31 protein-coding genes are annotated in these 24754 nt (G+C 26.4%); 15 read left to right on the top strand and 16 right to left on the bottom strand.

Going from position 1 to position 24754, the window contains the following annotated elements:
- Positions 1–40 precede the first annotated feature (40 nt).
- The 7 genes from APAC_RS10520 to APAC_RS10550 form a co-directional block, all read right to left on the bottom strand.
- Positions 41–1570, bottom strand: a complete 1530-nt coding sequence (locus tag APAC_RS10520; RefSeq protein ID WP_130234062.1) for an AAA family ATPase — start codon at positions 1568–1570, stop codon at positions 41–43.
- Positions 1571–2440 (bottom strand): NAD(+)/NADH kinase, encoded by an 870-nt coding sequence (locus tag APAC_RS10525; RefSeq protein WP_130234063.1) that lies wholly within the window; start codon positions 2438–2440, stop codon positions 1571–1573.
- 128 nt (positions 2441–2568) lie between these two features.
- A complete protein-coding gene (gene fusA / locus APAC_RS10530; RefSeq protein ID WP_130234064.1) occupies positions 2569–4677 on the bottom strand; it encodes an elongation factor G in 2109 nt (702 codons plus the stop codon).
- A gap of 115 nt (positions 4678–4792) precedes the next feature.
- On the bottom strand, positions 4793–5260 hold the full coding sequence (gene rpsG, locus APAC_RS10535; protein ID WP_130234065.1) for a 30S ribosomal protein S7: 468 nt from the start codon (positions 5258–5260) through the stop codon (positions 4793–4795).
- Between the two features lie 16 nt (positions 5261–5276).
- Positions 5277–5651: a 30S ribosomal protein S12 gene (gene rpsL / locus APAC_RS10540; RefSeq protein ID WP_130234066.1), complete on the bottom strand. Its 375-nt coding sequence runs from the start codon at positions 5649–5651 to the stop codon at positions 5277–5279.
- 155 nt (positions 5652–5806) lie between these two features.
- Positions 5807–6253: a YaiI/YqxD family protein gene (locus APAC_RS10545; protein ID WP_130234067.1), complete on the bottom strand. Its 447-nt coding sequence runs from the start codon at positions 6251–6253 to the stop codon at positions 5807–5809.
- 3 nt (positions 6254–6256) lie between these two features.
- Positions 6257–7072 carry a DUF2971 domain-containing protein gene (locus APAC_RS10550; protein ID WP_170170159.1) on the bottom strand — a complete coding sequence of 272 codons (816 nt, stop codon included), beginning with the start codon at positions 7070–7072 and terminating at the stop codon, positions 6257–6259.
- Positions 7073–7233: 161 nt separating this feature from the next.
- Here APAC_RS10550 and APAC_RS10555 point away from each other — a divergent pair, with 161 nt between their 5' ends.
- Together APAC_RS10555 and APAC_RS10560 are read left to right on the top strand one after the other, a co-directional pair.
- Positions 7234–7830, top strand: coding sequence for a nucleotide-binding protein (locus APAC_RS10555; RefSeq protein ID WP_130234069.1), 597 nt, complete (start codon positions 7234–7236; stop codon positions 7828–7830).
- A gap of 1 nt (position 7831) precedes the next feature.
- Positions 7832–8095: a hypothetical protein gene (locus APAC_RS10560; RefSeq protein ID WP_130234070.1), complete on the top strand. Its 264-nt coding sequence runs from the start codon at positions 7832–7834 to the stop codon at positions 8093–8095.
- Position 8096: 1 nt separating this feature from the next.
- On the opposite strand, the gene APAC_RS10565 is transcribed toward APAC_RS10560, so the two are convergent.
- Together APAC_RS10565 and APAC_RS10570 are read right to left on the bottom strand one after the other, a co-directional pair.
- Positions 8097–8375, bottom strand: a complete 279-nt coding sequence (locus tag APAC_RS10565; RefSeq protein WP_130234071.1) for a hypothetical protein — start codon at positions 8373–8375, stop codon at positions 8097–8099.
- A 270-nt stretch (positions 8376–8645) separates the two neighbouring features.
- On the bottom strand, positions 8646–9434 hold the full coding sequence (locus APAC_RS10570) for a helix-turn-helix domain-containing protein (protein WP_130234072.1): 789 nt from the start codon (positions 9432–9434) through the stop codon (positions 8646–8648).
- 219 nt (positions 9435–9653) lie between these two features.
- Between APAC_RS10570 and APAC_RS10575 the strand changes: the two genes are divergently transcribed.
- The 11 genes from APAC_RS10575 to APAC_RS10625 all read left to right on the top strand — a co-directional run bounded on the left by APAC_RS10575 (position 9654) and on the right by APAC_RS10625 (position 17854).
- Positions 9654–9890 carry a hypothetical protein gene (locus tag APAC_RS10575; protein ID WP_130234073.1) on the top strand — a complete coding sequence of 79 codons (237 nt, stop codon included), beginning with the start codon at positions 9654–9656 and terminating at the stop codon, positions 9888–9890.
- A 150-nt stretch (positions 9891–10040) separates the two neighbouring features.
- Positions 10041–10532 (top strand): hypothetical protein, encoded by a 492-nt coding sequence (locus tag APAC_RS10580; protein WP_130234074.1) that lies wholly within the window; start codon positions 10041–10043, stop codon positions 10530–10532.
- A gap of 122 nt (positions 10533–10654) precedes the next feature.
- Positions 10655–11470 (top strand): hypothetical protein, encoded by an 816-nt coding sequence (locus APAC_RS10585; protein ID WP_130234075.1) that lies wholly within the window; start codon positions 10655–10657, stop codon positions 11468–11470.
- On the top strand, positions 11467–12120 hold the full coding sequence (locus tag APAC_RS10590) for a hypothetical protein (RefSeq protein WP_130234076.1): 654 nt from the start codon (positions 11467–11469) through the stop codon (positions 12118–12120). The genes APAC_RS10585 and APAC_RS10590 overlap by 4 nt, the downstream gene beginning before the upstream one ends.
- Positions 12121–12137: 17 nt before the next feature.
- Positions 12138–12395, top strand: a complete 258-nt coding sequence (locus APAC_RS10595; RefSeq protein ID WP_130234077.1) for a hypothetical protein — start codon at positions 12138–12140, stop codon at positions 12393–12395.
- Complete coding sequence (locus APAC_RS10600; RefSeq protein ID WP_130234078.1) at positions 12388–12729, top strand: hypothetical protein; 342 nt, start codon at positions 12388–12390, stop codon at positions 12727–12729. The genes APAC_RS10595 and APAC_RS10600 overlap by 8 nt, the downstream gene beginning before the upstream one ends.
- On the top strand, positions 12726–13379 hold the full coding sequence (locus APAC_RS10605) for a hypothetical protein (protein ID WP_130234079.1): 654 nt from the start codon (positions 12726–12728) through the stop codon (positions 13377–13379). Before APAC_RS10600 ends, APAC_RS10605 begins: the two co-directional genes overlap by 4 nt.
- 1 nt (position 13380) lies before the next feature.
- The gene (locus APAC_RS10610) at positions 13381–15879 is read left to right on the top strand and encodes an interferon alpha-inducible IFI6/IFI27 family protein (protein WP_130234080.1); all 2499 of its coding nucleotides are present in this window, start codon (positions 13381–13383) and stop codon (positions 15877–15879) included.
- A 37-nt stretch (positions 15880–15916) separates the two neighbouring features.
- Positions 15917–16339, top strand: coding sequence for a hypothetical protein (locus APAC_RS10615; RefSeq protein ID WP_130234081.1), 423 nt, complete (start codon positions 15917–15919; stop codon positions 16337–16339).
- Positions 16340–16348: 9 nt separating this feature from the next.
- Positions 16349–16840, top strand: a complete 492-nt coding sequence (locus tag APAC_RS10620) for an SHOCT domain-containing protein (protein ID WP_130234082.1) — start codon at positions 16349–16351, stop codon at positions 16838–16840.
- A gap of 9 nt (positions 16841–16849) precedes the next feature.
- The gene (locus tag APAC_RS10625; RefSeq protein ID WP_130234083.1) at positions 16850–17854 is read left to right on the top strand and encodes a hypothetical protein; all 1005 of its coding nucleotides are present in this window, start codon (positions 16850–16852) and stop codon (positions 17852–17854) included.
- Positions 17855–17863: 9 nt separating this feature from the next.
- Here APAC_RS10625 and APAC_RS10630 read toward each other — a convergent pair whose 3' ends face one another.
- The 7 genes from APAC_RS10630 to APAC_RS10660 all read right to left on the bottom strand — a co-directional run bounded on the left by APAC_RS10630 (position 17864) and on the right by APAC_RS10660 (position 21952).
- The gene (locus tag APAC_RS10630) at positions 17864–18055 is read right to left on the bottom strand and encodes a hypothetical protein (protein ID WP_130234084.1); all 192 of its coding nucleotides are present in this window, start codon (positions 18053–18055) and stop codon (positions 17864–17866) included.
- 236 nt (positions 18056–18291) lie between these two features.
- On the bottom strand, positions 18292–18516 hold the full coding sequence (locus tag APAC_RS10635; RefSeq protein WP_130234085.1) for a hypothetical protein: 225 nt from the start codon (positions 18514–18516) through the stop codon (positions 18292–18294).
- A gap of 19 nt (positions 18517–18535) precedes the next feature.
- Positions 18536–19252, bottom strand: coding sequence for a metallophosphoesterase (locus APAC_RS10640; RefSeq protein ID WP_130234086.1), 717 nt, complete (start codon positions 19250–19252; stop codon positions 18536–18538).
- A complete protein-coding gene (locus tag APAC_RS10645; RefSeq protein ID WP_130234087.1) occupies positions 19253–19732 on the bottom strand; it encodes a hypothetical protein in 480 nt (159 codons plus the stop codon).
- Between the two features lies 1 nt (position 19733).
- Entirely contained in the window at positions 19734–20573 is an 840-nt protein-coding gene (locus APAC_RS10650; RefSeq protein WP_130234088.1) for a metallophosphoesterase, read from the bottom strand.
- On the bottom strand, positions 20570–21469 hold the full coding sequence (locus APAC_RS10655) for a zeta toxin family protein (RefSeq protein WP_130234089.1): 900 nt from the start codon (positions 21467–21469) through the stop codon (positions 20570–20572). Before APAC_RS10655 ends, APAC_RS10650 begins: the two co-directional genes overlap by 4 nt.
- Before the next feature lie 117 nt (positions 21470–21586).
- A complete protein-coding gene (locus tag APAC_RS10660) occupies positions 21587–21952 on the bottom strand; it encodes a hypothetical protein (RefSeq protein ID WP_130234090.1) in 366 nt (121 codons plus the stop codon).
- A 299-nt stretch (positions 21953–22251) separates the two neighbouring features.
- On the opposite strand from APAC_RS10660, the gene APAC_RS10665 reads away from it, so the two are divergent.
- Positions 22252–23982, top strand: a complete 1731-nt coding sequence (locus APAC_RS10665; protein WP_130234091.1) for an LPD7 domain-containing protein — start codon at positions 22252–22254, stop codon at positions 23980–23982.
- 46 nt (positions 23983–24028) lie between these two features.
- The gene (locus tag APAC_RS10670; RefSeq protein WP_130234092.1) at positions 24029–24754 is read left to right on the top strand and encodes a toll/interleukin-1 receptor domain-containing protein; all 726 of its coding nucleotides are present in this window, start codon (positions 24029–24031) and stop codon (positions 24752–24754) included.

A 24754-nucleotide genomic window follows, 5' to 3' on the forward strand; every position in this document is an offset into this window, starting at 1 on the left:
TGATGTTTTACTCAGTAATATTTAAAAGTTATTTTACTAACTATTCTAAAATTTGTTTTGCAAACTCTAAAGCTTGTGTTGTTAATTCTTCTCCACTAATCATTCTTGCAATTTCATTTATTTTTTCATCTTTTGATAATTGTCTTACTATAGACTTTCCTTGATTTTTATCAACTAAAAAATGTTGATGTGCCGTTGAAGTTAATTGGGGCTGATGTGATATTGCAAAAATTTGATATGAAAGGGATAATTGCTCAAGTACTTTTGCAATAGCTTCACTCTCTTTCCCACTTAAATTTGCATCGATTTCATCTAAAAAAAGGATACCATTATCAACAATTTGATATTCACTCATACTAGTTAATAAAGATAATCTTAATCTATTAAACTCACCTGAACTTATGGTATCTAAGTTAACACCATTTAATTCAAATTCAATTTCATCTATACCTGATGCATCTAGTTTTTTTTCTTTTACTATAATTTTGGCATTGCTTAAATACAAAAATTTTAGATAATGGTTAATTTTTTTTTCTAACACGGATGCAGAGTTTTTTCTATATTTACTAATTTTTTGAGCCAAAGGCTCTAATATAGTTTCTAATTCTTTAACTTTTTTTTCTAATTTAGATTTCTCAAAAGATATATTTTCATATCCATCTAACTCTTTTTTCTTTTCTTCTTTATACTCTAAAGCTTGACTAATTGAACCAAATCTTTTTTGCAGGGCTGATAGTTTTTCAATTCTATCTAATACAGTTTCTATGTCAATATCTTCTAATTCATATAAAGAATCATTAAACTTTTCAAAAATATTATTTAACTCATTTATAGCATCATCAAAAAAAGTAGAATCCTCTTCTAATACTTCCAATGCATTTGAAACGCTTTGAACATACTCAAAAATAGGATTAGCTTTTTTTATAGACTCTTCAATTTTTTCTTTCTTACTTAATCTTTTCTTTAGTTCACTTAATTCCTCATATTCATCAACGCTAGGATTAATTGCTTCAATTTTTTCAATTTCAAATTTTGCAAACTCTTTTAAATCTTCAAGTTTGTTTTCATCCTCAATAAGTTTATTAAGCTCTCTTTTCGAATCAATATATTCTTTATAAGAATCATCAAACTCAGATTTTAATTTTTCATATTTAGGCTCATTTTTTAAAGTTAACTTATCTAAAAAATTCAGTAATTTAACAGACTCAAAATCACTTGTATCTTTTAAATTTAAATGTTTAATTAGATTTGTAGAAAATTCAGTTAGGTTTTTTTTAGAAATAGTTTGATTATTTAAAAAATATCTAACCTTCTCTTTTTTTATTGATTTTATAACAATATCATCATCTTTATCAATATCATAAGCTTCATTTTTAACAAGACTATCAATTAATTCAACCTCTCCAAGACTTGCTTTTACTTCACTTAGTGAGAATAGAGATAAAATAGCTTGCATCAAAATTGATTTACCAGCACCACTAGGTCCAGTAAAAACATTTAAACCTTTGTTAAACTCTAAATTAACTTCATCAAACGATAAACAATCTTTTAAATAAATTCTACTAATCAACTAATTTCCCCATGCTAATTTTTCATTTAATACTTCAAAAAAGTTTCTCTCACATCTATGAAGCATTTTTGCTTTCTGTGACGCTATTTTAATTTTTATAGATTCATTTTGTTCTACTTCATAGATATCTTGTCCATCAACAATTACAACAGCACCTTGACTATCAGATATTTTAAATTCTATTTCAAAATCTGCAGGCATAACTAATGGTCTTTGAGTTAAAGAGTGTGGTGCAACAGGAGTTATAATAAACGCTTCAGTTAATGGATAAACAATTGGACCTCCAACAGATAGATTATATGCAGTTGAGCCAGTTGGAGTTGAAATAATAACTCCATCTCCAAAATAAGAATTAAAAGGCTTTCCATCAATCTTTGCATTTATTTTAATCATTGATGAAATTGATTTTCTTGTAATCACAATATCATTAAAAGCCACAAACTTATTTAAGTTTACGCTTCCTTCTACCATCATTCTTTCATCAATTTTATAATTGTCAGATTTTAAATCATTTAAAAACTTAGGTAATTCATCCATATTAATATCAGTTAAAAAACCTAAAGTACCTAAATTTATCCCAAGTACAGGGATATTTGATTTAAAAGATTTTCTTGATACAGAAAGTAAAGTACCATCACCACCAACTGATACTAAAAAGTCGACTTTATTGCAAAGTTCATCTAATGTTAATCCATCATTTAAACCTATCATCTTTGCAGAATTTATCTCAATAAGTATTTTTATATCCATATTTTCAAATAATTCTTTTATATTCAAATACTCATCTTTTAATTCAGGACTTGAAGGCTTTAAGATGACACCAGCAGTATTAATAGATTTTAACTTTTGGCTATTTTTTTCTACTTTCAAATTATCTCTTTTTATTAAATTATATAAATTATTGTAGCAAATTAAATAGAAATAACATATATAATACAATAAAAAAGGGATATGCAAATGCATATCCCTTTTTAAAAATTAATTTATTTATTAATAAATTAACCGTTTCTCTTAGCGATAATTTCTTCAGAAACGTTTTTAGGAACTTCTTGGTATGAATCAAATAACATAGAATATGTAGCTCTACCTTGAGACATAGATCTTAAGTCTGTAGAGTATCCGAACATTTCAGATAATGGAATCATTGCAGTAACTAATTTAACACCAGCTCTGTCATCCATAGATTGAACTTGTCCTCTTCTTTTGTTACAATCACCGATTACATCTCCCATGTACTCTTCAGGAGTTTCAATTTCAACTTTCATCATTGGCTCTAAGATTACTGCACCAGCAGCTGCAGATCTACAACCTTGTTTGAATCCCATAGAAGCAGCTAATTTAAACGCCATTTCAGATGAGTCAACGTCGTGGTATGAACCATCATATAATGTAACTTGAATATCAACCATTGGGTAACCTGCTAAGATACCACCTGCCATTGCTTCTTCACAACCTTTTTGAACTGCAGGAACATACTCTTTTGGTACAACCCCACCTTTAATTTCATTGTGGAATAAGAAGTTATCTTCGCCACCAGCTGGTAATGGCTCAATATTTAAGTAAACGTGACCGTATTGACCTTTACCACCAGATTGTTTAGCATATTTGTACTCTTGTTTAACAGCATTTTTAATAGTTTCTCTATAAGCAACTTGTGGAGCACCAACTTCAGCTTCTACTTTAAATTCTCTTTTCATTCTATCTACAAGAATTTCAAGGTGTAATTCACCCATTCCTGAAATAATAGTTTGTCCAGACTCTTCATCAGTATTAACTCTGAATGATGGATCTTCTTCTGCTAATTTTCCTAATGCAATACCCATTTTTTCTTGGTCAGCTTTAGTTTTTGGCTCAACTGCAACAGAAATAACTGGTTCTGGGAATTCCATTCTTTCTAAAATTACTGGATCTTTATCAGAAGCTAATGTATCACCAGTGATTGTAGATTTTAAACCAACAACTGCACCAATTTCACCAGCGTATAATTGAGAAACTTCTTCTCTATTATTTGCATGCATTTTAAGTAATCTTCCGATTCTCTCTTTTTTCATTTTAGTTGAGTTCATTACATAAGTTCCAGACTCTAATTGTCCTCTATAAACTCTTGTAAATGTTAATTGTCCAACAAATGGGTCAGTCATAATTTTAAATGCAAGTGCAGCTACTTCACCTTCATCAGAAGAAGGAACGATAACAGCTTCACCATCTTGAGTTTCACCTCTAATATCAGCAACTTCAGTAGGAGCTGGTAAGTACATAGCAACAGCGTCAAGTAAAGTTTGAACACCTTTATTTTTAAATGCAGTACCACAAGTCATTGGAGTAATTGCCATTGCTAAACATTGTTTTTTAAGTCCAGCAATAATTTCATCTTCAGATAATTCACCCTCTTCAAAATATTTTTCCATTAATTCTTCAGATGACTCAGCAGCAGCTTCAATCATTTTTTCTCTGTATTCTTCAGCTTGGTCTAATAACTCAGCAGGAATTTCTTCTTCATGGTAAGCAGAACCCATAGCAGCATCTTCATCCCATACAATAGCTTTCATTTTAACTAAGTCAATAATACCTCTAAAGTTTTCTTCAGCACCAATTGGTAATTGAACAGGAACAGGGTTAGCACCTAATCTTTCAGCAACTTGTTTTTCAACGTTGAAGAAATCAGCACCCGTTCTATCCATTTTATTAACAAAAATCATTCTTGGTACTTTATACTTATTAGCTTGTCTCCAAACAGTTTCAGATTGTGGTTGAACTCCACCAACTGAACAGAATACTGCAACAGCACCATCTAAAACTCTCATAGATCTCTCAACTTCAATTGTGAAGTCAACGTGACCTGGAGTGTCAATGATATTTACTTGTAATTGCTCATTAGTTTTTGGGTGAGGCCAGAAACAAGTAGTTGCAGCAGAAGTAATTGTAATACCTCTTTCTTGCTCTTGTTCCATCCAGTCCATAGTAGCAGCACCTTCATGAACCTCACCAATTTTATGAGATACACCAGTATAGAATAAAATTCTTTCAGTAGTTGTAGTCTTACCTGCATCAATGTGAGCAGCAATACCAATATTTCTAACTCTATTAAGAGGAGTTTTTCTTGCCATCTTAAGTTTTCCTTTTAAATTTTGTAAAGTTTTCGTGATTGTATCAAAAAAACACTAAAAAAAAAGGGTGTTAAACACCCTTTTCATATCTGATATAAATATTATTACAGATTGATTACCATCTATAGTGAGCAAATGCTTTATTAGCTTCTGCCATTCTATGCATGTCTTCTTTCTTCTTGAAAGAAGCTCCTCTTTCATTTGCAGCTTCGAATAATTCGTTAGCTAATCTCTCAACCATAGTTCTTTCGTTTCTTTTTCTAGCATTGTCAACTATCCATCTTAATGCTAAAGTTTGTCTTCTTACAGCTCTAACTTCAACTGGTACTTGGTAAGTAGCTCCACCAACTCTTCTAGATTTTACTTCTAAAAGTGGTTTAACATTTTCAATAGCTTTTTCAAATAAATCGAAACCAGCTTCTTCTCCTCTTGCATCTAAGTTTGCAATTGCACCATACATAATTTTTTCTGCAACAGATTTTTTACCATCTAACATAATTGCATTAACAAATTTTGTGATCACTTTACTATTGTAGATAGGATCAGCCATAATTTCTCTAACTGGAGCTTTTCTTCTTCTCATTTTTCTATCCTTCTACTTATTTCTTAGGTCTTTTAGTACCGTATTTAGATCTTGCAACAGTTCTATTTGCAACACCAGCAGTATCTAACGCACCTCTTACGATGTGGTACTTAACACCAGGTAAATCCTTAACTCTTCCCCCTCTAACTAATACGATAGAGTGCTCTTGTAAGTTGTGACCCTCACCACCGATGTATGAAATAACTTCAAATCCAGTAGTTAATCTAACTTTTGCAACTTTTCTTAAAGCCGAGTTTGGTTTCTTAGGAGTAGTAGTATATACTCTTGTACATACACCTCTTCTTTGTGGACAATCTTTTAATGCTGGTGATTTAGATTTTTTAATCACCTTTTTTCGCTCTTTTCTAACAAGCTGATTAATAGTAGGCATTTTTTCCCTTTAATTAAATTGGTTTGAGCAATTAAAGCAATGCTCATGCTTCTCGTCTAACTTCAACATACTGTTGAAACGATACTACCATTCTAGGAAACAGTAAGTTTTCTAAAAAAGTTTGCAATTTTACTTAATTTAAACTTAATTTGTCTTTAAACATATTTTTGAATAAAAGAGTTCAATGTATTTGCAAACTTTTGTGCATCTTTTTTATCAAAGGGCTTTGGGCCTTTTGTTAACTCCCCTGCATCCCTTAATTCTTGCATTAAATTTCTATATGCTAAATACTCTTTAATATTATCTTGAGTATAAAGTTCTCCTCTATGATCAATTGCATGGGCATTTTTTTCTAATATTCTATTAGCAAGTGGTATATCAGCTGTTATTGCTAAATCATTTTCATTTATTAATTCAACTATTTTATTATCTGCTTCATCAGCACCTAATTCTACAATCACATAAGTGATATAACTACTTTTACCAACATTGATTTTCTTATTAGAAATTACATAAGTTTCAATAGATTTTTTTTCTATAGCTTTTAGAGTAATTGGCTTTAAAAGATTTGGGAATGCATCACCATCTATAAATAGTTTCATGTTTTACCTGTATGAAGATTTTGATTTTTTTATTTTAACATCATAAAAACCATTTATTGATAAAAATATTTTTATCTCTTGGTCTATAAATCTATTTTTAGGACCTTTTATTATTTCTACAATAGCAGGAGTTTTTGTTATCATTTTTTCAAATTTTAGTTCAAAATAGGGAATAAGATTCCCACAAACAGCTCTAAATTTCATTTGTGAAATATTGTCTTTAAATACGAACTGTCTATTTATAGGATTATCTATAATTGTTGGACTATGAATTAATCTTACTTCTTGCTCTTCTTTAAACAACTCATTTTTTGATTTTGCTGATAGATTATTTATATCATTTATAACTGTTTCACAAATATTTATAAATTTTGTACTTTTCACATCTATATTGTCATCTAATAAATTAATTGGTTCTAAAATATTATCAATTAACTCTTCTTGTTTTGATTCATCATATAATACTACACTAGTGGTAATTAATCTATTTTCTTTAAAATAATCAGTATTAAATCCTATTGCAACACCATGCCCATCATTTGCATAAGCTCTCCATTGACTTAACAAATCATTACCTTGTGAAAATGATGCAATATAAACATTTGGTAATTTTTGATTATAAATTTTTTCAAAAGCACTATATTTATCAAAACTATTTTTTGTAGTGTTTTTCTCTATTTTTTTTAATACTTTCTCTTTTATCCAATGAATTTCTTTATAATCATTTAGATTATAAACTGAACTTAACCATAGAGTTTTATTTTGGATTATTGCTCTAAATGATTCTACATTACAGTAATGATATATTATTTTTCCCACAATAACTCCTTTTAGTCATTATACTAAAAGATTTTTATTTTTTCCAGATTAGTTTTTTCTATATATTTATATATAAAATTATAATTAAATATATATTATATTTTATTTTATATATGTTATAATAATCTTATATAATATATATTTTAATATAGGATTTTTTAATGTCATACGTTGTTTATAGTATTAAAGGTGGAGTTGGGAAAACGACACTTTCAGTTCAAATCTCACAAATGTTAGATTTTACTTATGTTACAAATGATTCTCACTCATCAGCACATAATTTAATGCCAGAAGAAAAAGGATTTTTAGTTTCAAAAGATGAATATAAGGAGATACCTTTTGATGAAAATGTGGTTTATGACTTTGGGGGATTCAAGGATGAAAGAATAAAAGATATTCTAACTAAAGTCAATAAAGTAGTTATTCCAACACTTACATCTATTGTTGACGTTCAAGCAACACTTGCAACACTAAAAGATGTTATAAACGTAAATAAAAATATCATAATAGTAATCAATAGAACAAAAAACAATAATAAAGCTGTTGAGTTAAAAGAGTATTTAACAGAAGAGATAAATAAACAATTCAACAGTATTTTTATTCCAATAATTTTTGTAAGAGATTCGTCAGTTTTAGAAGATTCACTTTTTGATTGTGAATATATTGAAGATAAAGCTGGAAATAATAGATTTAAAAGACATATTTATAGAAATGCAATTGAAGACATGATACAGCTAAGAAATATATTGGAGAAATAAAATGAGTTATGCGGATAAATTAAAACAAAATACTTCAAAAATAAAAACTAGTGAAAAAGTTTTAGAAGATAAAAAAAAGAGTGGAAGGCCAAAAAAACCTCTTGAAGAGATAAGAAATACAGCTATTCCAGTTGCTCTTAATAAATTTGAGAAAAATTGGATTGAAAATCAAGCTAAAAAATTATCTAAAGAAATTGGTGTTAAAATTACCACTTCAGCTTGGATGAGAATGGTTTTATTAAAAGATATGCCTAATGATGAATAATTCAATTATCATCATTAGATTTTTTTTCATTACTTTTAGAAGCAAATCCAGATTTTTTACTTTTTTTAATTAATTCTAAAGAATTTATTTCATCAGTATAATTAATACCCATACTATTCAACAATGCAAAACATTTCGCATTAACTGCTATGCTATTAGGTACTTCACCCTTTTTTTTACAAGCTTGAATATTTTTTTCACTAACCTTTATTAACTGAGCAAATTTTGGTAAACTAATTTCAGCATCCAATAATAATTTCTTAAAGTCTACAAAAGTCATATATGAATCCTTAATTTATATGTATTATTATATACTAAAAACCATATAATATTACTAAAATCATTATAATATAAATTAGATGAAATAACTTTATTTAAATAAGTAATAGTTAAAACTATTACTTATGATTTTGGCATAACCTTAACAGGAACGACTTGGAATACAATAAAGTCTTATATGCACCTAAAAATAGTATATTATAGAAGTTAATTTATAAAATTACCGTATTATTTACCGTTAAATAATTCTACTTATAGTACCTGAAAGAATTTACAACTTATCTAAACTAGATATAATCATATTAACAATTTCTAATCTATTCTTATCTAAATCTTTATCTGTATATTTATTTTTAAATTCATTTATATTTAAATAAGCTTCATTAAAAGACATTATAAAAAAATCAATATTCTGATTTTCAATATTAATAGTTTCATCAATTTTTATATCTTTTAATGTTAAATTATTTTCTACAATATAGTTAGATAAATTATATTCTTTAAAAGAAACTAATGTCTTGTAAAATATGTAATACACTTTTAGTTTTGAATCTTTTAATAACTCTTCAATAGATATATTACTATTAAAAAGTTGTGAGAGAATCATTACATCAACATTTAACAGTTTTTTTATATAAAGAGGTTCTATATTTTGAACTACAATAAAATCTGCGTATATTTTTTCAATAAAACTAACATACTCTTCATCTGAAAAGTACTTGTGTTTTGAATCTAATGAAATAAAATCTATTGATTTAAAGAAAATAAATAATGGATGATTGCAATCGATTGGAATACCAGGTTTTATAAATTCTTCTAAATACATTCTAAAAATATTTAAATAATGAAATGAAATAAATTTATATCCAGCATTTTTTTCTTGTGATTTTATTTTACCAGTTTTCAAAAATTCTTCTAATTCATCTTTTAAAAAATATTTTTCAAGTAATTTAATAATTGGACGATTTTGTTTAGAAAAATTAGAATAACTTCTAGTACTAATATCTAATAGTTCACAAGCTACTTGTTTAAATCCATGTTCAATATTATCATTTTTCATAAGCATATATTTCTACTTTTTAAGATTTTTAATTTTTTAGTAGAAAATTATACCATATTAAGCAAAAATTAAATTTAATGGAATATAATTCTATATGAACTCATTTGATTAAATATATATAGAAATATATTCTACTATGAGGAGTTATTTTAAAATACACTGTTAACTTTAAAAATCTGAGAAACATTAAATATCAAAGAAATTAATTAAAGGATAAAAATGAAAAATGATGATATTACATTGGATACATTTATCAAAAAAAAAGAATTATTAAATTATGTCAAAATTGGTGAAACAAAGTTAGATGAGTTAATAAGGACAGGAAAACTTATACAACCACTAATGATTGATGGATTTAAAGATCCTCTTTATTCACTTCAAGAATTAAATGAATGGATGAAGGAACAACGAGAAAAAAGAAAACTCCCTAAGCAAGTAAGTTTGGCGACCAATTGATTAGAGAGTAATTAAAATACTACTAAAAGTTTTTAATCGGCTGCATTATATCTAATATAAATATATTAACTGCTTATCGATTATTCAATCAAAAATAAAAACAAAAACATGCAAATAAAATTACGTAAAAAAGAAAAAGATTACGCACAGGTGCACAAAAGATTACTCTTTAATTCTACTTTATCACTTAAAGCAAAAGGATTAGGAGCAATACTAGAGTGTTATAGTGATAATTTTGAAATATGTTTACAGACATTAACAGATAAAAGCACGGATGGAACAAAAGCAATTAAAGCAGCATGCAAAGAGCTTGTTTTTCATAATTATTTATTTAGATTTCAAATTCTAGATGAAAATAGTAAATTTAAAACAATCTGGATCTTTGATAGTGAATTTATCGATCAAAATTATAAAAATGAGATTTTAAATCAATTTGAAAAAATATATAAAGTTGACGAGGTACCAAAAGGGCATCCCGTATCTAACGGGGTACCATTTCAGGACGACCTGAAAAGCAGTACATATAATAACATAGTTACGGAGCCATCAAATTTAGATTATTTTCAAATGATGTATGAAGTTCAAGAAGAAAAGAAAAAGAAGCCGCGTTCTTATATTAATAAGCCAAGAGTAATTGGTTAGCCTAACGCGCTCTCGCTTGTTACCCCAAAGCTTTTTAAACCTACTTCGTACGGTTTAAACTCTGCTTTGTGGCCTTAGTAAAGAAATCTTGGTTTCAGAGTTTAAAAATAAAAGGAATAAAAGTGAAAGAGTTACAAAAAAAAGATTTATACATTACAACTGCTCTTAAAGGAGGAGTTGGAAAAACAACTATTGCTTCTGCGATTCTAACTGTTATTAAATACAAACTAGCAAAGGAAGAAAGTAAAAATGACTTAAAATTTAACATCGTAGAGATTGATGATACAAAAACAGAAATCACCTGGAAAAGTGAAAGAATTAGATATAAAAAATTTGAAGTTTTTGACTATAAAGATGCAATTGTTGAAATACAACGAACTTATTCAGATTCAAATATTATCGAGATTTTAGATCTTGGTGGTGGATATGATAAAACAAAATCACTACTTGAACACATTGCAAAAATGAGACTTGATGAAATATTTAATCTTCATTTTATCGTACCTACTAATCGTACTAGATTTATTTTTGATAGTACTAAAGCTACACTTGAGTTAATACATAATTTGTTTAATTGCCAATCTACACTTGTATATAACAAGGTTGTTAATAATGCGAATGAAGAATTTCATGCATTTTTTGGGAATCAAAAATGGGACTTAAAAAGTAGATTTGATGAAGTTGATAAATATATAAAAGATGAAATAGTTGTATACGATGATATTTCTTCATTGCTTGATAATGCAGCGACTGAAACGGGAGAATCTACATTAGATTTTTATATTAATTCAGAGTATATAGTCAATAACTGGATTGAGTACAGATTGGAAGCACTTAATAGTGGAGATCAAGCAATCAATGATGCAATGATGCTTTATGATATTTCTTATGATTTTCTAGAATTTTTTAAAAAAATAAGATTTGAGGTGACAAGATGAGTAAAGATAAAAATAATATAGCAATCGCAGATACAACTAATATAACGCATTTAATCAATGAGTTAAGAGTCCTGGATACTCAAGTTTTAAACAGACTTGAAAATAAATTAATACCAAATCTTAAAATTGTAATCGCTGCAGCTGATTTAGCACAAACAAATTTAAATAAAACTGTAAAAAATGCTGAACTAGTAAAAAATGAGATTGTAAATGCACAAAAAAATATAAAAGACAATGTTGAGATTTTAAATCAAATTTTTAATCAATTTAAAGATTTTGAGTCAAAAAATGAGCAAATGTTGGAGCTTCAAACTCAAAAAGTAAAAAATTTAAAGGAAAAAATAGAATTAGAATCAACAATTATAAATGGTAAATTTGAACAAGATTTACAAGAGTTAAAATCAAAACTTTTAACAGATGTAGATACTCAAATTCAAAAAATAAATGAAGAAATTAACTCTAAACTTAAAGGTGTTGATTTAAGATTATTGGATGGTTCTAATCGTCTAGTTTCTAGCTCATTATCTCAACTAGATCAGTTTAAATTAAAACTTACTCAAAGTCAAAGAGAAAATAAAATCTTATTTACACTCTTGAGTTTTATAGGTGGTGTTATTTTAACATCTTTATTTTTTTATTTTTTTAACTAAAGGAGTCGAAAATGGTGATGCAAATTAAACCAAGTTTTTTAAACGCACAGCTAATAATTTTGGATGAGATTGAAACTTTAAATATCAATATCAAAAAAGTAGAAGAGTGTAAAAAACCAAATATAAAAAGACAAAAAGACTTACTAAATACGTTATCAAACATAAAAAAATATTTAGAGAGCTCTTTAAATCCGACTCAAAAAAAATTAAATATGGTAGAGCGATTACCTCTACTATATTTGCAAATACAAAAGATAGGAGTTTCCCGTGATTAAAAATATTAATATGCAAAAACTAAAAATAAATATAGGTATTGCAGTAGTTATCGTTTTAGCTATTACTTTTGTGATTAGTTTTAATCATATTATCTCTAATCCAACTTCAATGTTTAGCAAAATAAACGAGGAAAACTATCAAAAATTAACGAATATAAAGTTCATGCAAGATTTTGAAGATGGGATCGAAGCAGTAGCAAGATTAAAAGTTTCAATTGCAAATGTAAACGATCCAAGTGAGTTACAAATAAAAATAGAGAGCCTTAATTATTGGCAAGATTTTGTCTTAAAAAATAAAAAGAAATATGAGCTATTAAAAGGAGTTCAAAAATGAGTTTAACACAAAAATTAGCCTTAACATGGCTTACAACATTTGATAAGTCATTGTTTCTGTTCAGAAGTCTTAAAGGATTAAATACAATTTTCAGATATTCATTTTATATATCTCTTGTATTAGCTCTATGTTTTGTAATACTTAAATTTGAAGCAATAATTAATATTAGAGCTTATGATATTCCTATCTTTATTCAAAACTTACTAATTGTTTTAGGTTTAGGGGTAAAGTTTTTAACTATTATTTTTACAATTGGTATTTTCTCGTATGAGTCAATTTATAATTTAGATATAAATAAATATCTGAAAGAGCAAAAACAAAAAGAAGAATTTATCAAAAAAAAGAAACTGCAAAAATTTAGACTTAGAAATATGAATATCCTATTGAGAGTAGTTATTTATTTAGGTATTTGGTGTTTTTTATATCTATTATTTGAGGATATTCTAATCAGTTCATTTTTTAGTGTTTATGGTGAGACTCCAAGTAAAGAGATTTATATTAAATTCTTGATTGATTATGATTTAACGATTAAGTACTTTACAGCTATTTATCTTATATCTATTACCATTTTAGATTATTTTGTAAGAAAAAAAATAAAAGCTAAAAATCAAAAGTTTCCTCAGGAAACAAAAACTAATACAGGAGAATAAGATGAAATACTTTTATTCACTTATTCTATTTTTATTTTTTAGCAATTTTTCTTATGCATTCACAGAAATTAATACTTCAACGGTGCAAGAAGATTATAAAAAAGGGAATATGGATAAATATAAATACGATAATTTATCTTATTTCAATACCAGTGCTTTAATAAGCCAAAAAATCATCAATAAAGAGGATGAGCTAGAGAGATTTATTCCTGATACTTTATCAATATATGATATTAAGACACACGTTACTTGTAGCTTTGTTGGTGATGAGTACACAGCTACTATTTATAGTATGGATCTAGCAAACGGTAATGTTACTTGTATGATCTCTAAAAAAGGTGATTTATATAACCCTTTAGGTTTATTTCAAACTCATTATCCAAATATGAAAAAAGCTTATGAGTTAGACCTAAAAAAAGCAGAACAAGCAAAACAGAGTGAAATTGCAGCAGCTGATTTACAATTTTCACCCTTGAAAAAGATTAAAGATAATATTAATACATCAACTACAACAAATCAAACAGGACAGTATTTAACTATCCCTGAGTTATTAACAGCAGCAATTTTGACTGATACAGATATTATTGATGTGCAAGCAACTCAATCTTCTGATAAATTGCAACTAAAAAACAGTTTTGTATCAAAATACTATGATGTAAACAGCAGGGAGTTTATAGACAATAAAGAGTATCTGTTAGCTGATGCAGAAACTATATTCAATGTGTATACGGGTTTATCTGATGTTTCAATGACTTATTTTGTAATCTTAATAGCATTCTTTGCAATATATGGACTTGGTAGCAAAGTTTTATCTCACTTTACTTCTAAGGCAGAAGATAAACAAAACCATGAAAAAGTAACACCATACATTGGTGGAATTATTGCAGGTATTCTTTTCTTCTTTCCAACAGGTTTTAAGGAACAAATCACAAATCAAAATGGTTCAGTAGTAGCAGAATACAACATGATGAAAACTGAATATCAAGAGTGGGAAAAAGCAGGTTATTATTTATTTACTGATTGGGCTGATGCAGCAGCTAAAGTAATTATAGATTCAGAGATGGATGCAATTGTTGAAAAATCTGGAGTTACTACTAAAGATCAAATAATACAAAATCAAGCATTAATAACTCAGTATTTATCTTTAGCTAATACTAACAATAAACTATGGCATTTATGTAGGAACGAGATGTATAACTATTCAGGATTGTTTAATAGTGATGGAAAACATCAATATTCAAAAGATCCTAATCAACCATTTCCACTTAACGAGAAATGGGCGTACGTAAATTCTAAATTAGGTTCTAATACTTCAAGTTTATACTATTCAGTTAAAGATGGTGAAGTAAAAGGCGATAGTGCATACTCACCCAATGTTTTACAAAAGGTTAATTCAACTAATCCTTTAGATAGTTATTATCCTGAATATTCATTAAGTGCGTGTGGTAATGTTTACTATGAGCATCAAAAGAACTCGAATAAATTAAAAGATTTAATTAGTAAACAAGATCAATTAACGGGAACTGGATTAAATAGTGCTAATAAAATACCTCAATTAGAAGGTTTAGTTAAATTCCAGTATGAGCTTTATAGAGATTGGGGTTATTTAGCAGTTCTTGGATTACCTGTTACAAAATTACAAACAGAGTATATCGGTGGACTTTATGAGACTAGAAGAAGTGAAGTATTAGACAAATTAAATGATCAAGTAAAAGAAGACTCATGGGGTACTCACATGATTATGAGTTCTATCCCTTATATGTTTTTACCAGGTGCAGGATCAGTTTACAAAATAGTAGAAGATAATTCAGTAAAAATTGCAGCAGCAATTGGAACTACATCAGGAACTATTGCAGGTGGTGGATTTGCTTCATGGTTTACGGGTGCAATTGGAGCAGCTACTGGAGTTATTGCAGGTGTTGCAGCAAAAAGTGCAATTGCTTTAGCATTTGCATATAAAGCTGCTCAAACTGTTTTAGGAATTACTCCTATAGTTGGGATAGTAATTATTGGACTTTTACGATTTGTAATTATCATGGTTAAGATATTTAGTTTTCACTTTGCAAGTCTATTTATGATGCCTATAATGTTCGCAAGAGAAAACATACAAGCAATAGCACGATTTACAATGAAAATATTTGCAACTATGTTAGAGCTTCCTATATTTGTATTATCTGTATGGTTAGCAATTACAGCAAGTTCATTAATTCATACAATTGGTGATGTATTTGGTAAAAAGATCATTATGGGTATGCTTGAAAATAATGCATTACAACAATCTAATTTTATCTATAGTTGGATTGACAAAATGAAAATCTATTTTTTTGATGGTTTCATTGAAATTTCAGTAGCCATATTCAGCATTATCATCATATATAAAATCATTGTTTCATTACATAGTACATTATTTGAGATTATTGAAGTTCAAGGGAGCAAAGAACTTGACAATGCAATTGAGTCTATGAAAAATGAATCGACTGGATGGGGTAGTAGAATGTAACTACTACTTCATTTTAAAAATAAAATAAGGAATAAATATGACTTTACAAGAAGTAGAAAAAAAACATGGAGTATATGTAGCCAATATTGTTGCAAGAATATTTTTATATATTTACGCTTACTTATTTTTTGGAGGGGTATTAACTTTTATAAGATTTTTTAATACAAATAAACTTGAACTTATTATCACTGGAGATTTTGTAACTGATAATATAATTATATATTCTTCACTTTTAGTACCCCTTATAATTTTAGAACTTTTAGTTAGAAGATATAGAAGAAAACAGGGGTTACCAATTTATTCAAATGTAGCACAAGAGATTTTTAACAAATATTATAATCCAAATTATAATAATGAAACAAAAAAAGACTTGAATTATTACTTTGATTTAAAAGAAAAAGGTGCGATTACTCAAAAAGAGTATGAAGTTAAAAAGAATGAATTATTAGATTTAAAATAAAGGCTTAAAATGTATTCAAATATTAAAAAATTCAATCCTAGATTACATCATAATTTCACTTATTACAATCATCACTGGTTGTTTATAGCTAATTTCTTTATTAGATCACTAGTTTATCTTTTTACATTTGGATTCTTTTTTATTGTTGCAATTATTGCTTTAACAATCGATCCAAAATCAAATCCACCATTTACGGGAAATGGAGATATTGATGGAATTATAATTATATGCATAATAATAGCTCCTCTTTTACTTTTAGAGTGGAGAATTAGAGCAAATAGAAGAAAATTAGATTTACCTATTTATAAAGATATTTCAGAGGAACTGTTACAGTTAGAGGTTATTAAAAAAGCTGAATTAAAAAACAATGCAAGTGTTAATTTCAAAAATAATATAACTATCAAAAAAGATATAAATTACTATTTTGAATTAAAAGAAAAAGGTGCAATTACTCAAGAAGAGTATGAAGAGAAGAAGAAAGAATTATTAAATTTAAAATAAGGACCGAATATGAGACATACATTTGAAATAGATGGAGTGATTATCAATCCAGAGTTACCAGAAAATTTTGATATTACTCCAAATGATGAAAGAAGTGAAGAAGAGATTAATAATTGGTGGGATAAACCATATATTCTTATAGATGAATTAGAACAAGAATCTTGGGAAGAGCATTATCATAGATTAAAGTCTTATGATTGGAGCGATGAAAAGATTGGTTCTAAAGAAGAATGGAATAAACACTTGAAAGGAGAAAAAGAAAATTGGTATAAAGAGTATCCTGATGGTTTTAGATATAACTTAAGATGTTTAGATGGTGGAGCGTGGGATAGATCAACAAATCACGGATTCTATGCAACATTTGATGAAGCTATAAAGGCAGCAAAAGAACTTCAAACTAATACTTTTTATGCAGTTTTAGATGAAATGATTAGCCAAATAGATAAAATACAATTTTTATCAGAAAGATATGAAAAGTTTGATATTGATGAAGATTGGGATGACAAAATTGATACGATATTACATCTTTCTATAAATTTTCTTTCCATTAAAGATAAAATCAATGTTGATGATTATTTTAATAAAGATCATATAAAAGTTTTATCTCATATTGGAGAAAAATTTAAAAAAACAGGTTATGCTCCATTATATATGGATGAAGAAGATAGGCCTTATTATACTGAAGAACAATGTCCTGATTGGATTATTGGGTATGATATTCCAAAAACTTTTGATATCGAAATGTTTAGAGATGTTGACAAAATGGGAGATTACTTTTTATATACAATGAAAAAAGGTATAAATAAAATTAAAAATCCAAATGAAGCAGCAGAATTAGAAAAGGAAATGGAAAGATTTAGAATAGGAAATGGAAATCTATTTTTAAATCCAGATATATTTAGAGATGTTTTAGAACCAGATGAAGTTTTAAATCTAGATGAAGTTAAAACAGCAACAAATGATTTAAGAGAGCTGATTAAATCTGAAAATCAGACTAAAGATTTAGAGCTTTAATAAAAAAGGCTATTGAAGTTCTCTAAGATTTTCAATAGTCTCATTTAAAACTTTTATTTGAAACTCTTTTTCTTGAGCTGATAAATTAGAGTTTTTAATCTCAATAATTTTTTCATTTACAAATTTTAAATCGTTTGCAATTGATGAGTTTTTAGATAAATCATTTAATAAATTTGATAATTTTTCTATGTTAAGTTGCATAATTGAATCCTTTATTTTAATTATATCATCAAGATTTTTTTAAATAACTATATATTTACTTAAAAATAAAAAAATGAGTCATTTGTGAGTCATTTGTTTGATATCATAATAAGATATTAAATTGGGATAAGCAAATCAATGAATCTAAAGTTAGAATTAATAGATTATCTTTTTATTGTTTTTATTCTTATTTTTTTATCAATAATAATTTTTTAGTATCAATATCACTATGTAAGTTAAGAATCAAGAGACATCTCAAACCCTCTATCATTTTTAAATTCACCCCAATATTCAACTACAAAATTATAATCACTAATAGGATATAAATTTTTATAATGGTTAATTCCTTCATTTAATGCAGTTGATTTATCATCACTGTAAAGATAATAACTATCTATAAATTTATTATCACTTTTTCTAAAAACTTGTATTTCATAATTTGCTTCTAATTCTTCATCCATAAATAAACCTTTTTTTATTTTAATCTTCTATATTACTTTGAGTAAAAATCTTCATAGATGGGAACTCTAAAGCACATAACTTAGCATTGGCATCTATATCTTTATAACAGCAACCTAAATCAATACTAGCTTTATGATCTTCTAATATTGGATTTTGTGTAGGAGTATGACCGTAGATATTAAATATTTCTAAATTATCATAATTTTTAAATCTTGAATTTAAAACAGTATTTTCAAAAGATATATACTCTTTTGAATCTCTTGGATAATCCTTATATTTCCATTTATCAAAAACATGAGAGTGAGAAACTACTAAGTATCTATTTTTAATTTTCATATCTTTGTATTCAAGATATAAAGGTAATGATTGTAACCATTTTGAATGATCTAAAAGTGTTACTTCATCTAATATTCCATTTACTCTATACGAATTAATAGTTTCTTTTCCACCATTTTTACCAAACCAATTTTTTATATCAAAATATGATAATTTTTTCTCTAAATATTGAGAATATTCAATAAAGTATTTTTCATGATTACCTAATACGCAATCATATTTATTATCTCTTACAAAATCAATTACAGCTTTAGAGTTAGAACCTCTATCAATTAAATCACCAACAAAACAAATTTTAGAGTTTTGTTTATTTGGAAACTGTTCTATTAAAGCTAATAAAGTTTTATAACAACCATGAACATCACCAATTATATAAATTGGTTCTTTTGAATCCTTCATTTAAAACCCACCTGTATTTTTAAACTGATGAAATCTTCTACTATCTAATCCACTTTTTAAACCAAAGTTATAAGCAAATCCATCACCATCTGCACATCTATTTCCATGATAAAAAGCAAATTGATCTCTTATTTCTTCTATATCAAAATCTAATTCTATAAATTTTTTTGCAAGGTATGTATATAAATATGCACTTCTCATTCTTGCTTGTTTTGAAAGAGTTTTATCATTTGCTAATTTTTTCCAAATTTTAGTATCTCTATCTAATAAAAGAGGATATAACTCTTTTTCAAAATCAAGTTGTGAATCAAAATATTTTTCATTTTCTAAAAATCTTAGAAAAGTTTGTTTATTAGCTTTTTTCATTAAATATTTTGCTCTATATGGGCATAAATTATCAAGCAAGTTTTTTAAATTTTTATTAGTTTTTAAAAACTCTAAATCTTCTCCAAATAGTTCTTTCATCTCTTTTTTATTCATTTTAAACCTCTATTTGCTTCATCTTAACCCATTGTCCATTACCACTCTCACTGGGATATCCAAATGGATTACAGATGCATTTAACATCATGTTCTTCATACTCTATTTCTTCATGAGTATGTCCAAATATCCAATATTTCATAAAACCATCTTTTAAATACTTTTCACCTTCAAAAGAGAAAAATATATTAGAAGGAGAATTTTGAAATCTTGGAGAAAAGTGTTCATCTTTACATGATGGACTTATATGAGTAATCATCACATCACATTGTTCATATACTGCTTCTATTTTTGGTTTTTCTATATGCCAAATATCATCATAGTTTTCTACTCCTAAAATCATCTCTCCATCATACATTGTATTTTTCCATTGTATATTTGTAGATTTTGTAGGAAAATTTTTAGTTGGATATTGTCTTGCAAAGTATCCATCATTGTACCAGGAATCACAACCACCAAATACAATCCCATCTATTAATGCAAAATCACCATTTAAACAGTACATATCCTCTTCTTTATTAATTCTAAGTCTCATATCTTCAACTCTTTCAAAAGAGTCTTTAAATTGTTTTTTTGAATCTTTATCAACTAAATAATAATCATGATTTCCAAGTACACAAATTATATGCTTATAGTAATGTTCTTTTAAATACTTTAGTATTCTTATATTTTGATGATTGTAGTGTCCTATATCTCCTGCAACAACTAGAACATCACCAATTTCTCTATTATTTTCAGTAACAATTGGATCATATAGTTTTTTTATTTGTTCATCTTTAATTTTTAGTTTTGGATTGAAATAAAAATCTATATGCAAATCACTTAATATATCTATTTTCATAAAACTTTCTTTCTATTTTTTATAAATTCTATTATATCTATTACTCCGTCTTCTGGAGTGAACCACAACCACTCTTTTATATTTTCCATAAACCACTTATGCTCTTCAAGATTAGTTAATGCAAAGCAACCTAAATCACTTGGCGAGTCATTTTTAGAAATATAGTTATATTTATCTATTTTTTTCATTCCTGCAAATTCTGCAAGTCTATCTATCTCTTTATATACTAAATCCAAATCATATTTATTATCATTTATAATTTTTTCTTCATCCATGATAATTTTAATTCCAAAATGTTTAATCATGATTCTTAACATATCTAAGTTCTTTATATTTTTCAAAACTAAATCATTATGTAGGTCATAAAAATTTACTCTTACATTTGAGTATTTTTCTTTTATTTTATTTACTGTATTTATAGAACTTATGAATTCACTATTTAAAGGGCTATATACAAAATTTATTTCAATATCATAATTCTTTTTTAAAGCACTATCTATAAACTCAAAAAATTTACCATCTAAAATAAATGAGTACTCTTTATCTAAAACAGTATTCATAAGAATATTAACACCCTCTAAACTTGCTTTTTTAAATAAATCAGAATTTTGACCATTATAATATTTACAATATCTTTTTATTTCATCTACTTCTATAAAATCTATTTTATAAAACTTTTTTAATGCAGCTGCAAACTCTGTTTTGCCAGAACCTGGATTACCAAATAAAAAGAATGCTTTTTTATCTTGATTCTTAAATCTTAGGAAGACATCTTCTAAAATTGCTTTTTTTGATTTTATTTCTTCATATGCAAATTCACTTATTTTATTATCATCAAGTTCTAAAGTATTATTTAATAAAGTTTTTGCATAATTAATTAAATCTTTTTCTTTCATTTGATTGTATTCCTGTTGCAAATTAGTGAAAAATTGTATGTATTTAAGTTTTGATTTACAATCAATTCTACACTAATATTTTTCAGAAATTAAGAAATATATCAAAATGCAATATTTTTATCCAAAAGGTTTATTTTTACTTATTTGTTTAATTTTTCCATAAACTGAAACTGTGTCCTCACTAGCAGTTTCATTTGATGCATTTATATTATTGTTTAAGGAGCTGCTTTTAGTTTCAGTCTCTGAATTCATTTGCTCTAATTCTCTTTTTTGTCTTACTTGTTTTTTTAATCTAGCTATATATCTTGATAAATTAGATCTTGTAAGTCCAGTTTTTAATTTTGTCTTTTTTTGAAGATAAACAATAATATTTTCTTGAGATACTTTTTGTTGAACTAAGTATATTATTTCTTTTTTATATGCATCAAAAACACTAGCTCTTTTTCTATTTTTTTTTGCAAATTCTTCTAATTCTTTATCCATTTTAATCCTATAGAGAATAGAGAAGCGAAGCAGAGGCTCGTTCTCTATGGAATTTTATTATTTATATTAATTGTTACATTATTGTGATTAATAAATACTTAATTGTTACATATAATGATTGATTGATACATTATGATAATTAAAAGTGATTTATAGTGTATTAAATGTTAATTAAATATGAATAAATTGTGAGTATAAGAATAAAATATAAATGAGCCATTGCCCTCACTTGACTTGAGGGCTTGAAATTGATAAAATACTTCATATTTTAGTGTGCTTCGCACACTTTGGAGAATTTTATGAGTTGGAATCTTGAGAGTCATATTTTAGATCATGCAGCTATTGTAAGTAATAACTTACCTGATACATTTAATCTATCAGATGATAAAAATGTACATTTTACTTTTTCAGTAGATAAGAGCCAACTAATAATTAATCACAATTGCAAGAATCAAAAAGATATAGATAGAGTTATGCAATCTTTTTTTGATGATTTAGTTAGTTATGAATATAAATTTGAAGAATCACAAGGTAAAACAAGACCTAAAAGAAAAATGAGTTTAGATTTATCACAAGTATTAGCTGCTTATCATAATACAGATAGTGATTCTATAAACTCAAAAAACTATGAAGTGGAACCGCATTTTCATTTATTAGTACCCGCTAAATTAAAAAATAAATATGGCAAGAGTACAAAACTTGGAATTGGATATTTAAACCTTAGAAGAATGATTGGTGAAGTTGCTACTAATCATAACCTAGTATTTAATTTTGATGAGAATGTAGATAGTGAAAAAGATAAAATTTTAAAACAAAAAGCAACAAAATTTACCTGGTTTACAAAAAAAGTAGATGATAATCATTTTAAGTCATCAATCGAAAATGGAAAAGTTAATAAATATATTAAAGATTTTATTTCACAATATAAAAAAACTGAAAATATACAATACTATATAAAAGGTATGACAGACTTTCAACAAAGACTTATTAGACAAAATATTGATTTTCACCATGAAGGTAAAAATTTAAGAACTGAACATTTTCCACTGTATTTAAACCAGGAACAGATTAAATATTTAGACATTATAAATACTGGAGATCAGGAGTTAATAAAACCATTAATAAAAGATAGATCTAATAAATTAACTAGAGCATATATTGAATTTAACTATGGATTTAATAATCCTGTTATAAAAGAGCTTGAAAAGAGAGGAAATATATTTAAAAAGTTAGATCTTAATTTAAATGATACAAAAGTTGAAATTGAAAAAAAGATTGATAAAAAAGATAAATATAAATTAAGTTTAAATTATCATGTTTCAGAGGATATAAATAGTGTTTTAAAAATATGTAAAAATGATAAAAACTTTTTAGAGTTGATGAATGATATTGGATATCAAAATATTAAATTTAAAGCAAAAACAATTAATAGAAAAAGATCAAGAGTAGGATTTACATTTGAGAAAGACAATGAATCTTATACAGTATATTTTTCAAATTTAAATTTAACATATCAGAATTTCACGGATGCATATAAACAAAATAGTCAAAAAGAGAATATTGAAGATAAAATCAATTTTTATAGTTATGAAGCAAAAATCAATTTTTATGTACCATTAAAAAAGAAAACTTATCAGGAAAAAATATTTTATAAAATTTACAATATAGTACCAGATATAAATCTTGAAAACTATTATATTAAAAAAATAGAGCAAGGACACATAGAGTTTATCAACAAGAAAAAAGACATTCATATTACAGATGAAGGTCAAAGAATTAAATCAAATAAAAGTAATGTAAATTTAGTTGAAAATGTTAAATTGATGTTAGAAGTTGCAAAAGCTAAAGGATGGGATTTAAATAATTTACATATTAGAGGTACAGAGCAATTTATTAATGAAGTAAAAAGGCAAGTATCAATTGAAAATGAAAAAGAAGCATTAAATGTTAATAATAAAAAAGAAGCTGCAGATAATTTAAGAGAGTTGATTAAATCTGAAAGTAAACAAAATGAGGATTGTGAAATATAAAATATTTTTCGATACTATATAAAAATTTGATAATAGGCAATTAATAATGGAAAATAATTTTGAAAAAGCTTTAGACATAATTTCAAATACAGATTTAAATGAATTTCAAGAAAAGGTAAACCAGGTAAAAAAAATAAATATTCAAAAAACAATTGAAATATTAGAAAGAGATGGGAAGACAGATACTCCTTTTTATAAAAGTTTATTAGCTGTAAAAGATATTGATTTTGAAGATTATCAAAAATCACTTGATGCTGTAAAAAAAATGGGATTAGGAGTTAATAAGGAAGTATCTCAAGTATATAATCAAATGAGTAATTCAGAAATATCTTCTAAAAAAAATATTTTTATAAGCTATTCACATAAGGATTCAAAATATTTAGATAGATTAAAAGTACATTTAAAACCTCTTGAAAAGCAGGGTTTAATTGAACTATGGGATGATACAAGAATTCAAACAGGTGATTTATGGAAAAAAGAAATATCGATTGCTCTAGAAAATTCTGTTATTGCAATTTTACTTATTAGTGCAGATTTCTTAGCGTCAGATTTTATCATAGAAAATGAACTCCCTCCATTATTAAATAATGTAAAAGATAAGGGTACTACAATTTTACCAGTTATTCTAAAAGTCTCAAGATTTGATAGAGAAAAAGAATTATCTCAATTCCAAGCATTAAACCCTCCAAGTAATCCTATATCAAGCATGGATGAACACGAGAGTGAACTTCTATGGAACAAGTTAGCATTAAGAATTGAAGAATTATTATAA

The sequence above is a fragment of the Malaciobacter pacificus genome, assembly GCF_004214795.1.
GTDB lineage: Bacteria > Campylobacterota > Campylobacteria > Campylobacterales > Arcobacteraceae > Malaciobacter_A > Malaciobacter_A pacificus.